At 36.7% G+C, this 15,400-nt stretch carries 14 protein-coding genes; 10 read left to right on the forward strand and 4 right to left on the reverse strand.

Annotated elements, in window-relative coordinates:
- Positions 1–142: 142 nt before the first annotated feature.
- From J2S74_RS02390 to mmsB, 7 genes are all read left to right on the forward strand, one after another.
- Positions 143–370 carry a hypothetical protein gene (locus J2S74_RS02390; protein ID WP_307321329.1) on the forward strand — a complete coding sequence of 76 codons (228 nt, stop codon included), beginning with the start codon at positions 143–145 and terminating at the stop codon, positions 368–370.
- Between the two features lie 110 nt (positions 371–480).
- Positions 481–1,488, forward strand: a complete 1,008-nt coding sequence (locus J2S74_RS02395; protein WP_307321332.1) for a substrate-binding domain-containing protein — start codon at positions 481–483, stop codon at positions 1,486–1,488.
- A 10-nt stretch (positions 1,489–1,498) separates the two neighbouring features.
- Positions 1,499–3,307, forward strand: a complete 1,809-nt coding sequence (locus tag J2S74_RS02400) for a cache domain-containing sensor histidine kinase (protein ID WP_307321335.1) — start codon at positions 1,499–1,501, stop codon at positions 3,305–3,307.
- A 31-nt stretch (positions 3,308–3,338) separates the two neighbouring features.
- Complete coding sequence (locus J2S74_RS02405) at positions 3,339–4,550, forward strand: response regulator transcription factor (protein WP_307321337.1); 1,212 nt, start codon at positions 3,339–3,341, stop codon at positions 4,548–4,550.
- Between the two features lie 749 nt (positions 4,551–5,299).
- Complete coding sequence (chvE, locus tag J2S74_RS02410) at positions 5,300–6,385, forward strand: multiple monosaccharide ABC transporter substrate-binding protein (RefSeq protein ID WP_307321339.1); 1,086 nt, start codon at positions 5,300–5,302, stop codon at positions 6,383–6,385.
- Between the two features lie 111 nt (positions 6,386–6,496).
- Positions 6,497–8,029, forward strand: a complete 1,533-nt coding sequence (mmsA, locus tag J2S74_RS02415; RefSeq protein WP_307321341.1) for a multiple monosaccharide ABC transporter ATP-binding protein — start codon at positions 6,497–6,499, stop codon at positions 8,027–8,029.
- 1 nt (position 8,030) lies between these two features.
- Entirely contained in the window at positions 8,031–9,197 is a 1,167-nt protein-coding gene (mmsB, locus tag J2S74_RS02420; RefSeq protein ID WP_307321342.1) for a multiple monosaccharide ABC transporter permease, read from the forward strand.
- Between the two features lie 40 nt (positions 9,198–9,237).
- Here the strand turns inward: mmsB and J2S74_RS02425 are convergent, their stop codons facing one another.
- The 3 genes from J2S74_RS02425 to J2S74_RS02435 form a co-directional block, all read right to left on the reverse strand.
- Positions 9,238–9,630: a DUF4153 domain-containing protein gene (locus J2S74_RS02425; protein WP_307321344.1), complete on the reverse strand. Its 393-nt coding sequence runs from the start codon at positions 9,628–9,630 to the stop codon at positions 9,238–9,240.
- A gap of 103 nt (positions 9,631–9,733) precedes the next feature.
- Complete coding sequence (gene galE, locus J2S74_RS02430) at positions 9,734–10,741, reverse strand: UDP-glucose 4-epimerase GalE (protein WP_307321346.1); 1,008 nt, start codon at positions 10,739–10,741, stop codon at positions 9,734–9,736.
- 266 nt (positions 10,742–11,007) lie between these two features.
- A complete protein-coding gene (locus J2S74_RS02435) occupies positions 11,008–11,295 on the reverse strand; it encodes a hypothetical protein (protein ID WP_307321348.1) in 288 nt (95 codons plus the stop codon).
- Between the two features lie 360 nt (positions 11,296–11,655).
- On the opposite strand from J2S74_RS02435, the gene J2S74_RS02440 reads away from it, so the two are divergent.
- Positions 11,656–11,814: a sporulation protein YjcZ gene (locus tag J2S74_RS02440; protein WP_307321351.1), complete on the forward strand. Its 159-nt coding sequence runs from the start codon at positions 11,656–11,658 to the stop codon at positions 11,812–11,814.
- A 47-nt stretch (positions 11,815–11,861) separates the two neighbouring features.
- Here J2S74_RS02440 and J2S74_RS02445 read toward each other — a convergent pair whose 3' ends face one another.
- Positions 11,862–12,263 (reverse strand): hypothetical protein, encoded by a 402-nt coding sequence (locus tag J2S74_RS02445; protein ID WP_307321353.1) that lies wholly within the window; start codon positions 12,261–12,263, stop codon positions 11,862–11,864.
- A 326-nt stretch (positions 12,264–12,589) separates the two neighbouring features.
- Between J2S74_RS02445 and J2S74_RS02450 the strand changes: the two genes are divergently transcribed.
- Together J2S74_RS02450 and J2S74_RS02455 are read left to right on the forward strand one after the other, a co-directional pair.
- Complete coding sequence (locus J2S74_RS02450; RefSeq protein WP_307321356.1) at positions 12,590–13,162, forward strand: DUF5317 domain-containing protein; 573 nt, start codon at positions 12,590–12,592, stop codon at positions 13,160–13,162.
- Positions 13,163–13,347: 185 nt separating this feature from the next.
- The gene (locus tag J2S74_RS02455) at positions 13,348–15,207 is read left to right on the forward strand and encodes a bifunctional diguanylate cyclase/phosphohydrolase (RefSeq protein ID WP_370875922.1); all 1,860 of its coding nucleotides are present in this window, start codon (positions 13,348–13,350) and stop codon (positions 15,205–15,207) included.
- Positions 15,208–15,400 lie beyond the last annotated feature (193 nt).

Raw genomic sequence — 15,400 nt, forward strand, 5'->3', positions numbered from 1 at the left:
CTGTCATTGGAATGACCAAACAGAGCAGGTGCCTTAATGGTACCTGCTCTGTTTCTTTGAAGACTCACATGTTAATAAATGACAACCTGATTCGTATTTTCAGGGTAAACCTCCATGCAATAGTAATTTTGCATCATGGAGTATGAAAAGTGCCGGCAATGGCTCCGCTCGCCGCGCGGTTGCTCCTGCGGTTACTCGTCGCAAAAAAGATAGCTATGAAACCCCCACTCCTTACTATCTTTGTAAAGATTGCGGCGGCTTTGCTCATTGCTTCGGTGGCACAAAAGATAAAGTGCGATCTTTTGTGGCACCTATTTTCACGGTAGGACCCTTTGAAATGATGCGCATCTTTATTAATGTCCATTATTAATTTATGATGTTATTATAAATACTGTTAATTATTACAACTATTTTACTGGTAAGATGGAATTATCTTTAAATTCTTAAGCAAGTAACACTACGTTGAAAGGGGTTTCAGATGTGAAAAAGTTACTACTTGTATATGCCCTTCTTATAGGTACTTTTATGATATATGTGTATTTTGAACATTTTAAGGAACCAGCAGCTAGTCCCTGGGATGTGCAAGGTCTTCGGGGGGAGATGAACGAAACATACGTCATGGTTACGTTTCAGTCTGGAATGGAATATTGGAGGAGCAGCTTAAAGGGGTTTGAAGATGCTGCACAAGCTTTAAATGTTTCTGTTGAATATCGAGGAGCGACTCAATATGATATTCAGGAGCAAATAACGGTTTTAGAGCAAGTAATTGCAAGAAAACCGGCAGGTATTGCCCTTTCCGCTATTGACCCTTATGCTTTAACAGATACGATTAACAAGGCAATTGATACCGGAATCCCTGTTGTGTTATTTGATTCAGGAGCCTCAGGCAGTAAAGCTTATTCTTTTTTAGGTACAAACAATTATAATGCGGGAGTAACGGCAGCACATGAAATGGCAGAACTCCTAAATGAAGAAGGGGAAGTGGCAGTAATCACACTACTTGATCAACTAAATCACCAAGAAAGAACGGAAGGGTTTAAAGATGCACTAAGCTTAAATTATCCTAATATAAATATTGTTGCTGTGGAAGATGGACAGGGGAATAGACTATTTTCAAGAAACAAAACGCAGGAATTGATCGAGAAATATCCTGATCTTGCTGGTATTTTTGCCACAGAAGCTAACGGTGGTGTTGGTATTGGTGAAGCTGTACAATTAGAAAACAATAGTGGGGATATTAAAATTATTAGCTTCGATACGGATAAAGGAACGCTAGAAATGATAGAAAATGATATTATTTCTGCGACCATGGCTCAAGGTACATGGAATATGGGTTATTGGTCATTAATATTTTTATTTCATCTTCACCATGAACTTACAGAGCCAATGGTACTTAAATCAAGAGATTTAGCTCCCCTTCCACTCTATTTGGATACGGGAATTACAATTGTAACAAAAGAAAATGTAGAGAATTATTTCGCACAATAGGTGAGGCATCATGAAAATCAAAAAATTTAAATTGAATGACTTAACCATTCGTAATAAGTTAGTTATTCACTTTTTATTAATTAGTATCTTACCATCTATTTTACTAGGAGTATTAATAGGCTGGGCAGTAGATAAGATTATTGAGCAACAAGTAAATGATAATACAATCCAGCTTATAGATAATGTAAATAACTCTATTGAGTCGCACTTAGATAATATTCAAAACATGACTTATTTTATTTCCTCCCATCCTAGAATCGATGACTTCTTTGATGGAAGCCTTCGTCTGGAAAACATAAGTCCAGATGATGAATACGAAATAACAAGTTTTTTGCAAGTGTATACAACTGTTTATCCTGAAATTGCGGGAATATTAATTGTTAATAATGAGGGAGATTATATTAGCAATGAATTATATTCCAGGTCCGCTTTCCCCATTACTACGGAAACGTGGTATCGTGAAGCAGTAGATAACCGAGGGATTGCAAAGGTAATTGGGAAACCGTCCGGGAGAAGAATTACCTCCCACGTTAATTATACAGAAGATGATGTCGTTTCCGTTGTACGAGCTGTAATCAACCCCATAACGCAGGAAGAAAAGGGAGTAATATTAATCGATTTGAAGCTTCGAGTTATCGCGGAGATTATCAGGGACGTCCGCCTAGGGAAAGCTGGATATTTAATGGTGTTAAATTCAAACGGGGATAGTATTTATTCCCCTACTCATTCCATGCATGAAACAATCTCTCCTGAATGGATACCAGAGACGAATTACGGAACCTTTTCTGAAAACATCAATGGGGAACGTTTCCAGTTTATTTATCAAAAATCGAATTTTACTGACTGGACAACATTTGGTGTTTTTCCATCAAATAATTCCGTTGCGGAAGTCCAACAAATTCGCTTTTATGTTATTAGCTTTGTATTTTTTGTTTGTTTATTTGGAGTAACGGCATCTTATTTTTTATCCCATACTATTTCTAACCCCATTAATCAGCTCATGAAAGCCATGGCAAAGGCCGAGGCAGGTGATTTGTCAAGCAGGTATAAAGGAGAAGGAAAGGATGAAGTTGGTCGATTAGGACGGAGCTTTAATAAAATGCTGTCACAAATAAACAAGCTAATTAAGTTAACCGAACGACAAGAGAAGAAAAAGCGGGAAGCAGAACTCCATAGTCTGCAAGCAAATATTAAACCACATTTTCTCTATAATACATTAGATACGATTCAATGGATGGCACGTAAAAAGAATGCACCTGATGTTGCAGATATGGTAGGTTCACTATCAAAATTGTTTAGAATCGGTCTTAGTAAGGGTGGAACCATAATACCATTAATGGATGAAATAGAGCACATTAAAAGTTATTTGCAAATTCAAGCTGTACGCTATAAAAACAAACTAAACTATACGTTAAATATCTCCGATAGCTTAAAGGATGTATCTGTTTTAAAAATTGTGTTACAACCAATTGTCGAAAATGCCATTTATCATGGAATAAAAGAGCGTCGCGGTCCGGGGTTGATCACGATTGATGCAGAAGAGCAAGGGGATATGCTCATCATAAGAATTGGTGATAATGGAAAAGGAATGACGAAAGAAAAGCTTGAGCAATTAAGAGATAGCTTAGCCACTTTTTTGGAAAAGAATGATGAAGATGTAAATAATCAACCTACAACAGGGTATGGGGTCGTTAATGTTCACGCAAGACTGAAGATCACGTTTGGCGAAAAATATGGTGTAAAAATTGATAGTGAATTAGACAAAGGAACGGTGGTTACGATCTACCATCCAATAATAAAGAATAATAAAATAGGATGAATTAATATCACGGGGAAACGAGGTGAGAAGAATGAAGCATTGGAGAGTTCTAATTGCAGACGATGAAATGATAATCCGAGAAGGAATAAGAGATGCCGTAGATTGGGACGCGTTACAGCTAGAAATAGTTGCAGAAGCAGAGGATGGAGAAGAGGCGTTAGAACTGGCAATAGAGCATCAAGTGCATATTCTTCTTGCAGACTTAAACATGCCCATTATGAATGGGATTACGTTAATAAAAAATATACGTGAACAATTACCAAATTGTAAAATAGTTATCATTACTGGTCATGATGAATTCAGCTACGCCCAAGAGGCGATTCGTCTAAATGTTGCTGACTATATTATGAAACCTGTTGACCCTGATCAATTACAAACAGTATTAGGGGATATTCGAAAAGAGTTAGAAGTGGAGGAAAAACAAAAGAACCACTTGGAAATAGCGGCGAAACAAATTGAAAAGAATTTCCCTTTGCTACGTGAACGTTTTTGTATTGACTGGATTGAAGGAAATATGGCGGAAGAGGAAGTATTAGAACAGCTAGAGTTTTTACAGCTACCAGCAGCTGTTCCAAAGATGTTAGGAGTAATTCGGTGGCCCGAAATGCAAACAAATCAGCCATTAATGACAGAATCCGATCGTCAATTAAATTTATTTGCCATGGAGAATATTGTAGAAGAATTACTTCACGACTATAAAAAAGTATTGTTCAGAGACCAATCCGACTTGATTGTAGTCATACTATGGGAAGAAGCAGCAGAAGAAATATTTTTAGAAATAGAAAGATCTATTCAAAGTTTCTTAAAAATCGTTACCATTCAACATATTGAAAAGATCACTGGTAAATTAAGTGATCTATCAGAAGTTTATAGAAGTTGTAAAACAGAAGTATATAATAAAGTTGAGGTTTCACAGCTAGTACGTAGAGCAGAGCAATTCATCAGACAGCACTTCCATGAACATGCGTTAAGTTTAGAAAGGGTAGCTCAATCCCTGCATGTGTCATCCGTTTACTTAAGCCGAATGATCAAACAAGATTTAGGGATCTCCTTTGTCAATTTGTTAACAAACATGAGAATAAAAAAGGCGATTGAGCTTTTAAATTCTACAAATTTAACCATTAACGAAATTTCAGAGCAAGTAGGTTACGATACACAGCATTATTTCAGTACATCGTTTAAAAAAGTAATGGGAGTATCACCGAAACAATATCGAAAAGGAGAAGCCTTCCATAATAAGTAAACTATTTATTAGTAAATATCTACTCTGAAAATATAAATCTGATTGTCATTCGCTACGGTCCGCTCGCTTTCCGTGGGTGACCTGCCAAGCCTCCTCGCGACTACGTCGAGGCCACTGAAAAAGTCAATATAAACAGTGGCAATGGCTCCGCGCGTTGCGCGCCTGATATGAGAAACCTACTCATATCAGGCTTCGAAACATTGCAACGGCTCCGCTCATTGCTTCAAGCCCACTACGTCGCTGTGGGGTCTCGGCTAGGCCATTCTCCCACAGGAGTCTCACGGACCTTCGCTCATTCCAATGCTGACTATACTCCGTGGTGCAAAATTTCACTTGCATGGAGGTCTACCCTGAAAATACGAAATCCGTATTGTCGTTGACACTCTCGAAGGAGTGAAAGGCGGTGACTCCAGCGGGAAAAGCAATAGCAGAAGACACCGCAGGGTGCATTTCCCGAGGAGGCTGAGGCATTGCCCGCGGAAAGCGTCCGCCTGTAACGGATTCGAGAGACGACGTACAATTTGCATTCTTCATGGTGCTAAATTTCACTTGCATGGAGGTCTACCATGAAAAAGTTAATGTAGAAAAACCGAGAGAAACTGATCGGTTTTTCTTTTTTTTATACAAAACAATCAAAAGAAGACAAAAATTTATAAAAAATGATGGGATTTTAAAAAGACTTAAAAACGCTTTCAATTTACAATTAATTTTGTAAGCATAATTATTATTTTTTTAAGGGGGATATAAAAATGAAAAAAGGATTATTTGTCCTTATACTTTCAGTACTATTGATAACGCTTGCAGCTTGCGGCGATGATTCAGCAGGCGGAAGCTCAGGTGAAGCAGGTACAGTTGGAATTTCCATGCCAACACAATCTTCTGAGCGATGGATTGCAGATGGAAATAACATGGTAGAACAATTTGAAGAGCTAGGATATGCAACAAATCTACAATATGCAGAAGATGTAATTGAAAATCAACTAGACCAAATTGAGAACATGATTACTCGTGGAGTGGACGTTTTAGTTATTGCTCCAATCGATGGGGATGCATTAACAGAAGTTCTTGAGTTAGCAGCTTCTATGGATATTCCTGTTATCTCTTATGACAGACTTATTAGAAACTCAGATCACGTTAGCTACTATGCAACATTTGATAACTTCCAAGTTGGTGTTTTACAAGGGGAGTATATTGAAGAAGCTCTAGGACTTGCAGATGGTGAAGGTCCATTTAACATTGAAATTTTCGCTGGATCACCAGATGATAATAACGCATACTTCTTCTTTGATGGTGCAATGTCTGTACTGCAGCCTTATATTGATAATGGTCAGTTAGTGGTTCCAAGTGGTCAAACAGACTTCCAACAAGGTGCAACATTACGCTGGGATGGTTCTTTAGCACAAGAACGTATGGATAACCTACTAAGTGGTTTCTATACGGATAAAACATTAGATGCAGTATTATCTCCATTTGATGGAATTAGTATTGGTATTATTTCATCCTTAAAGGGTGTAGGTTACGGAGAAGATGATCTTCCAATGCCAATCGTAACAGGACAAGATGCAGAGCGTCCTTCTATCGTTTCTATCATTAATGGTGAGCAAACGCAAACGATCTTTAAAGATACTAGAGAATTAGCGGCAAAAGCTGTTCAAATGGCTGATGCAGTATTAAAGGGTGAAGAAGCAGAAGTAAACGATACGGAAACATATGACAATGGTGTGAAAGTCGTTCCTGCTTATTTATTAGCCCCAATTTCCGTAGACATTAATAACTACAGAGAAGTGTTAGTAAACAGTGGTTATTATGATGAGAGTGATTTCGAAGACGAGTAATATATAAGATTACTAGATAGTAATTTTAATCAAATCTTGTAAACGATTTAGTGGTAGTTGTACGACTATCACTAAATCGTTATTTACATCCTAGAAAGTGGGTGAAATCCTATGTCAGATATTATTTTAGAAATGAAAAATATAACCAAAACCTTTCCTGGTGTGAAGGCCCTTGATAATGTAAATATTAAAGTGCAAAAGGGAGAAATTCATGCTTTATGTGGTGAAAACGGGGCGGGAAAATCTACCCTTATGAAGGTATTGAGTGGTGTATATCCTTTCGGGACATATGATGGAGACATCTTATTTGAAGGTGAAGTATGTCAATTCAAGGATATTAATGAAAGTGAAAAGAAAGGTATCGTTATTATCCATCAAGAGTTAGCTTTAATTCCTGAGCTATCCATCTCTGAAAATATATTTTTAGGGAATGAGCAAGCAAATAAAGGGATTATTAATTGGAATAATACGATAACAAAGGCATCTAAGTTACTTGCTAAAGTGGGACTAACGGATGAGCCGAGAACGTTAGCGATGGATATTGGAGTAGGTAAACAGCAGTTAGTGGAAATTGCTAAAGCCTTATCGAAAGAAGTTAAGCTGCTAATCCTTGACGAGCCAACAGCGGCGTTAAATGAAGAGGACAGTGAAAATTTATTAAATCTATTATTAGAGTTTAAAAAACAAGGAATGACCTCTATCATTATTTCTCATAAATTAAACGAGATTGAGTATGTTGCAGATAACGTAACAGTAATCAGGGACGGTCAATCCATAGAAACATTGTCTTTAGCTAAAGGAGAAGTAACGGAAGACCGTATTATTAAAGGGATGGTAGGTCGTGATTTGGAAAACCGTTTTCCACCAAGAGAACCGCAAATAGGGGAAACAATTTTCGAAGTCAAAAATTGGAACGTGGATGATCCGTTACATGCAGGCCGTAAACTCATTAAAGATGCTAATTTCCATATTAAAAAAGGTGAGATTGTTGGTATTGCAGGTTTAATGGGTGCTGGAAGAACGGAACTAGCCATGAGTATTTTCGGAAAGTCTTATGGTAAAAACATCACGGGTCAAATTATTAAAGACGGAAAAGAAATTCAAATCAATACTATTAAAGACGCCATTGACCATGGTTTGGCATATGTAACGGAAGACCGAAAAACATATGGACTCATTCTTATTGATGATATAAAGCACAATATTTCTCTTACAAGCTTAGAGAAGATTTCCAAAAATGGTTTCGTTGATAAAAACCGTGAAATACTGGAGGCGGAAGACTTCCGGAAAAAGATGAACATCCGCACACCAAGTATAAACCAAAAAACGGGTAACTTAAGTGGTGGAAATCAACAGAAGGTAGTTTTAAGTAAATGGATCTTATCAGAGCCGGATATTTTAATTTTAGATGAGCCTACTCGTGGTATTGACGTAGGGGCAAAATACGAGATTTATAGTGTAATAAATGATTTAGCAGCACAAGGGAAAGCAGTTCTTGTCATTTCCTCAGAGCTTCCAGAGTTGCTCGGTTTAAGTGATCGTATTTATGCCTTAAGTGAAGGGCGGATCACAGGTGAAGTGCCGAGAGAAGAAGCTAACCAAGAGACATTAATGAAGTATATGACGAAGACAGGAGGAAACTAACATGAAATTAGCCGATATTTTCAAAAATAATATGCGTTCATACGGAATGATCGTTGCTTTAATGTTTATCGTATTATTATTTAGTATACTTTCTGATGGTATTTTATTAAGACCATTAAACGTAACAAACCTTATCTTACAAAATAGTTATATATTAGTGTTAGCGATTGGTATGGTAATAGTAATTATCGCAGGGCATATTGATTTATCTGTAGGTTCAGTCTGTGCCTTCATCGGTGCTATCGCAGCTATTTTAATGATTGATATGCAAGTGCCAACTGCCTTAGCAGTATTCCTTTGTTTATTATTAGGTGCATTAATTGGAGCATGGAATGGACTCTTTATTGCCTATTTGAAAATGCCATCCTTTATCGTTACTTTAGCAGGGATGCTCCTATTTAGAGGTTTGACGATGGTAGTATTAGGAGGACAATCGAAATCTCCTTATCCTCCAGAGTTTCGTTTAATCAGCTCAGGTTTTATTCCCGATATTCCTTTCCTAGGCTTAAGTTCTTTGCATGTTTTAACGTTAATTGTTGGTGCAGTCCTTTCCCTTTTAGTTATTTTCAGTGAATTAAAAGAGCGCCGCACGCAATTAAAACACCAATTTGCAGTGTTGCCTAAAGGCTTCTTCATTGCAAAGCTTGTAGCAATGGTAACAGTAATTAACGTCTTTACGTTTGTGCTAGCGTCTTACAGAGGTATTCCTAATATTCTAGTAATCTTATTCGTTTTAATTGTAGTCTTTACATTTGTTATGAATAAAACGGTTATTGGACGTCACATTTATGCAACTGGTGGAAACCAAAAAGCTGCTGAATTATCCGGGGTTAAAACAAAGCGAGTAACTTTCTGGGTATTCGTAAACATGGGCTTCTTGTCCGCAATGGCTGGTTTAATCTATGCAGCACGTTTAAACGCTGCTACGCCAAGAGCGGGTACAATGTTTGAATTAGATGCCATCGCAGCGGCATTTATCGGTGGTGCTTCCATGGCCGGTGGTGTAGGTACCATCGTGGGAGCAGTTGTTGGTGGACTTGTAATGGGTGTCATGAACAACGGTATGTCCTTAATTGGAATCAGTATCGACTGGCAGCAGGCTATAAAAGGTCTTGTATTATTAGGTGCTGTAGGATTTGATATTTATAACCGTAATAAGTCTAAATAATAGAGAAGGCGAGTCAAAAGGTAGCTTTTGACTCGCCTTTTTAATAGATTAATCTAATTTCCTCCGTTTCCTCGTAGCGTTCCATGTTTTTGGTGACAATGATGTCTTCGATCCCGATGATATTTAATCCCACGTAAAATAGGAGGGTAAAAATAAGATAGAATCTTACTAAAGACAGACGGTTTGCCCAAACCCTCAGAAGGGTGAAAGCAAAAATGACGACCAAATAGATCATAAATGCATGGGCAAAAATTCGGGAATACGTATAGCCAAAGGCTTCTTCATACATCAGTAACCGCATAAAGGCAGAGGTAAGCATCACACCACTAAAGACAATGAGCAGCGTCAAAAGTATTTGCACTAATGAAGCTAGCCCTTTTTTGGAAAAAAGGAGAATTGCCGTTAATGTAACAAAGTTAATAACCGTTACCACAGGGTGGTAGGAGAAAATAGCAATCGCTTCGAGGCCACTGAAAAAGGGAAAAAACGTCCTTTTTCAGTGGCCTCGAAGTTGCAACACTCGTTTTTGCTATTATTTAATATCCATTGGGATTTGATTCTTGCCAGCGCCAGGAGTCGCGGCACATTTCTTCGATTCCTTTTTCGGCAGACCAACCTAAGTCTCTTTTTGCTTTCGTTGGATCAGCATAGCATTCCCCAATGTCACCAGGTCTTCTTGCTGTTATTTTATATGGGACAGTCTTGCCAGATGCCTTTTCAAAGGCCATGACCATTTCAAGGACACTGTAGCCTTGGCCTGTTCCGAGGTTATAGGCATTAACTCCCTTTGTTTCTGTTACATATTCTAATGCCTTCAAATGACCTTTCGCTAGATCTACTACGTGGATGTAATCACGGACACCAGTGCCGTCTACGGTATTGTAATCATTCCCGAATACTTGCAACTCTGGAAGCTTACCAACGGCCACTTGCGTAATATATGGCATGAGGTTATTTGGAATTCCATTAGGGTCTTCACCAATTCTCCCACTTTCATGAGCGCCAATCGGATTAAAATAACGGAGGAGGGAGATGCTCCAATCGTTATCAGAAACGTGAAGATCCCGGAGGATTTCCTCAATCATTAGCTTAGATCGGCCATAAGGATTCGTTGCACTTAATGGGAAGTCCTCAGAAATGGGAACACGCTCTGGCATTCCATACACCGTTGCAGAAGAACTGAACACGATTTTTTTAACATCATGCTTTTTCATGACTTCACAGAGGTTTAATGTTCCAGTAATGTTATTGTGATAGTAGTAGAGTGGTTTTTCCACCGATTCACCTACTGCTTTAAGACCCGCAAAATGGATGACTGCTCCAATGGATTCTTTTTGAAAAACTTCATCTAAATTATCTGCATGTAATAGATCCACCTCATAAAAAGGAAAGCCTTTCCCCGTTAACTCCTTCACCCTTTTTAGGGATTCCATCTTACTGTTAGAGAGGTTGTCCAACACAACGATCTCATATCCAGCGTTTAATAATTCCACACAAGTGTGACTACCAATATAGCCAGCACCACCAGTTACTAATATTGCCAAGTTCTGCCGCCTCCTTTTAGTACCATATGAAGCACCTACTGATTTCTATATTTTAACATATTATTTGTAGCTTACGTAATTTTCTATAGAAGTTTAGAAAAAGTAATCAGTCTAATTTAAGTATTTTTCATGACATTAAAGGGGTTTATTACAATTTTTTTTAAAAAACACCGTAGAATTTCCTTGGAAATAGTTTGATTTTTGTCGAAAAAATAGATGTCTCGAAAGGTGTGTTCAGCCTTTGAAGACATCTTTAATCTTAATTGCTATTCTATTTCTTCCTTAGATAACCACTGTTTAATTTGTTCTTTTTCATTAGTTGTTAGTTGATAATTAGGGGAATCGCAGCCTTCCTCCCGGAGGATTACCTGCAATATCTCCTTGCTTTCTTCATCTAAAATAACAAGTATTTCGGGATCTTCCATATCATTCGGCATCTCCGAAGAGGAAAAACCAATAATGCAATGAATCCAATGTTGCATAAGATAGGTATCCTTTAAATGTAAATTGGTGAATGTTGTTTCTATATATTTTTCAGCATTTAAATCAATCAAGGGAATTTCTCCTAACTTATATGTATTTCAAAAACCTTTTTTTTGACCAATCGATAGGAATTCCTTCGGGGGAATGTTCATTAGGCATAGCCGGGAGCATTTCCTCATGAGTTCCCGATAGCAAGGGCTCTACACCTATAGAATAATCATTTAGACTATCTTTATACTACAGAACAAAGGGAAGATTTCCTCTGCTTTTATTATGGTAGGCGACTCTGTTTTCGGGAACAAAGTGGTAAGAGGATATAGGCATTTACACTAATTAGTATTAATACCTAATAACCGTTATAAATGTCCATTCGCAATTGGTCGTTTAACATAAGCTACTTATTGAAGCATAACAAAGGAGCTGATTAAATTATGGCATACCCAGGTAAAGACGCTACAGTAGCAGGAGCCGGATGCGCACCAGAGGCAGCTGCGCCAGCCCCAGGACCTGCAGTAGGTGGCTTTGCGTTTATTATCGTTATTTTCGTACTGCTTGCGATCATTGGAGCAGTTATCGTTAGAGCTTACTAGGAAAAACAATGAGGGACCAAGGCATTGGCTTTGGTCCCGTTTGGGTTTTATTCCCCATCATTTAGTAATGCACTATACCTAAATGTCATGATTAAAAAGAGGAGAAAGCTGACTGCTAAAATGGTTCCTCCTACAATAAAGTATATGAGGGAAAAAGTTGGAGATACAAAACCTGGTTGGAAGAAGTACATCCACATTCCTGTCGTAAGACCAATGCTTCCAAAAACGGCTGTCCATACATGAGCATTTGCTAGTTTTGATTCCTTTGGTATTCTAAATACAGCATAGAAGATCCCGAAGGCAAAAAGAGACAGCCAACCAACAAGAAGAATATGTCCATGAACGGTATTCCATCTGTAGTCCGCAGCACCTGCCATATGACTTCCGATAAAAACGCCAATAACCGCGTAAATTGCTGCCATTTGTATTAAAACCCTTGCTTTATTCACATTTACACCTCGTTTATAGTAGTTAATCTATGCCTCTATATTTTATCAACAAAATAGTACTTTTCCAAATAAATAACCCAAGAAGAGAAGAGAGAGTTTATTAGAAAAAAAGTGAGTGATACATTTTATCATCACATAGTAGATAATTCCTAGAAAGGGGATTGGTATAAGTATATAAAATAGGACTAAAGTTATTTTGGGGAGGTAGATTTAGTGGGATAAATTATACGAAAGTTCAAATAGATTGAATAATAATAAGATTATTGGTAGAATTATGTTATTAAATGAAAAATTTTGACAAAATCTGAAGTGTACAGGTGGAAATTATGGTCTTTGATGGTATCATTCTATCTATATTAGTTGGGTTTATTAGAAGGGGGAATTTATTAGGCTTTGCAGAGCTGAAGCTAAGAGGTGCACTTATATTTCCTCTTATTTTATTTGTACAAGTTTTTATATTTCTTTTTCAGGATAGATGGTCACCATTAGAAGCTGTTAGTATCTATATTTTTATGGCAGTATATATTGTTGGACTCTATTTCCTTTGGCTTAACCGTAATTTACATGGATTCCTTCTAATTTTTGCAGGGGTGTTCTTAAATTTTCTTGTCATGGCAGTAAATGGCGGCAGAATGCCTGTATCCCTTGAGGCAGCACAAATACTTGATCCAATGTACATAGAGGTTTTAAAAAATGGGGTTTATGCTAAACATACGGCATTAACTGAAACAACTAGATTAGCATTTTTAGGTGATGTTATTCCATTAAACATTCCTTTTCGTAATAACCAAGTGATTAGTATTGGTGATGTATTTATGAATATTGGAATTTTCTTATTTATTCAACATCTTATGTTAAGTCATAAGAAAGATATATTTAAAGAGGCAAAAGCTAGTTAACAGGAGGTGAATAGGATGGAGAAAAGAATGAAAGGTATTAAACTTACAAATGCAATCATTAATATTGCAATTATTGGTTCACTAATTGTTGCGTTAACTTCTGGTTACAAATTACTATAATTTTTTTAGGGGAAGTGTAAGGAATTACACTTTCCCTAAAAAAATTATAAGAGCGTGATTTGAAAATGCATAATATATCCAAGTCTTCCATTTATGTTGGGACTATTTGTATACTCGGAATATCCGTTTTTTTATTAAATTTTGATAGTACGTTTAATTTTGATGCAAACAACTGGTCAACAATACTATTTTTGGTTATTTCTGTTATACTACTAAATCACTTTATAATTGTTATACCGCCAAATGGAAATGGCCTATCAATGGATTCGGCTATTTATTTAGCTTCTGCATTTATTTTTGGTATAGAGCTGACTTTAGCCGTACTATTGTGGAGCAGTCTCATTTGGGTCCTTTATGAGCGGAAAATCCTATGGTGGAAACAATTATTTAATTTTTCCATTTATTCCATAATGATAATTGGAGCATACTATTCATTTGTCATCACAGGAGGAAATATTGGAGTTATCGATATAGATCAATTAATTCCTTATTTTATTTCCTTATCCATTTATTTTTCTTTAAATGTAGCGTTGATTGGTATTTTCTTTATTTTGAATGGTACGGAAAGTATTTTTACCTTAATCAAAGGAATGATAAAAGAAACCATTACTAGTTATTTAACTACTCTAGTACTTTCCATTATTCTTGCAATCTTATTGACTTCACAACAAAATTTTGGTTTGTTTTTGTTTACAACCGTAGTTGTGTTACTTTCTATTGTTTTCAAACAATATTTTCTTCTCTATAAAGAAGTAGCCAAAAAAGCAAATGTGGATGAGTTGACGGGGCTTTATAACCATAGTTATTTTAAAGAAATTTTAGATGATTATCTGATTAATAAGAAACCAGATCAGTTAAGTCTCGCTTTTCTCGATATTGATGATTTCAAAAAGTATAATGACAATTACGGTCATATTGCTGGTGATGAATTGTTAAAGTATTTCGGGAAAATTCTAAAGGAAACATGTGAAAAAGATGATTTCTTTGTCGCACGATATGGTGGCGAAGAATTTGCAGTAATTCTTCCTAATATGGGAGGACGTGAAACCTTTCTTTATTTGAATAAAATGCGGAAAAAATTAAATGATTCGTATTTTAAGGGTGTAGAAGTTCTCCCTTATGGCTGCCTATCTTTTTCATGTGGAGTTGTGGAATATGAAAAGGGTATCTACAATTCAACTGAATTTATTGGGAAGGCTGACCAGGCAATGTACCGTGCAAAATTGGAAGGGAAAAATACGGTTCATTTATTTAATGAGAATGATTTAGAAACTACGATGCTAGATTATGAAAAGGAAATTGAGCATTTAGAGCAGCAAGTCCGATTTTTCCTTTATAAAGATGTGTATACGTATCAGCATAGCAAGCGGGTCTATCAATACGCGAAGTTATTCGCTAACGAATTAAATTTATCTAACCATGAAAAAAAACTGTTAGTTTTAGGTGCCCTAATTCATGACATTGGGAAAATTGAAATTCCTAGAAATATAATTAATAAGAAAGGCAAGCTTGACGCCTATGAATGGGAAATGGTGAAAAATCATGTAATCTGGGGCAAGGAAATTGTGGCTACTAATAAATCGCTAGAAGGTCTGCTTCCATTAGTTGAACTTCACCATGAAAGATACGATGGTAAAGGATATCCACATGGTTTGAAAGGGGAAAGCATTCCTAAGTTAGCAAGAATTCTTTGTATAATTGACTCTTTTGATGCTATGACAACAGAGCGACCTTACCAACCAACGAAATCTTTCCCTGAAGCAATTGAAGAATTGAAAAAGTGTGCCGGTACGCAGTTTGATCCCAAATATGTGCCGTTATTTATTAACATGATTAAAGCCCATTATACTAATTTGATGTTTTCAAGCTCAAATGCCATTTTAGATAAAGGTGAGGCGGCATCTACCGTCGAGCAAGCAAAATAAAATAATGAAGGATGATACGAAAGGAAAACAAACGTATCATCTTTTCTTTTTAGTATAATCAAAAAAAACTTTACACAAATTAAAAATTTTATTGAAAACGATTACACACGGTGGTAATATATTTTTACAACGTTGTTAGAAACCTGGCGATGTTTAACTAACAGATGAAAAGGGAGGTGGAAATACAACTTTG

This window comes from Evansella vedderi (assembly GCF_030813435.1).
Taxonomy (GTDB): domain Bacteria; phylum Bacillota; class Bacilli; order Bacillales; family Salisediminibacteriaceae; genus Evansella; species Evansella vedderi.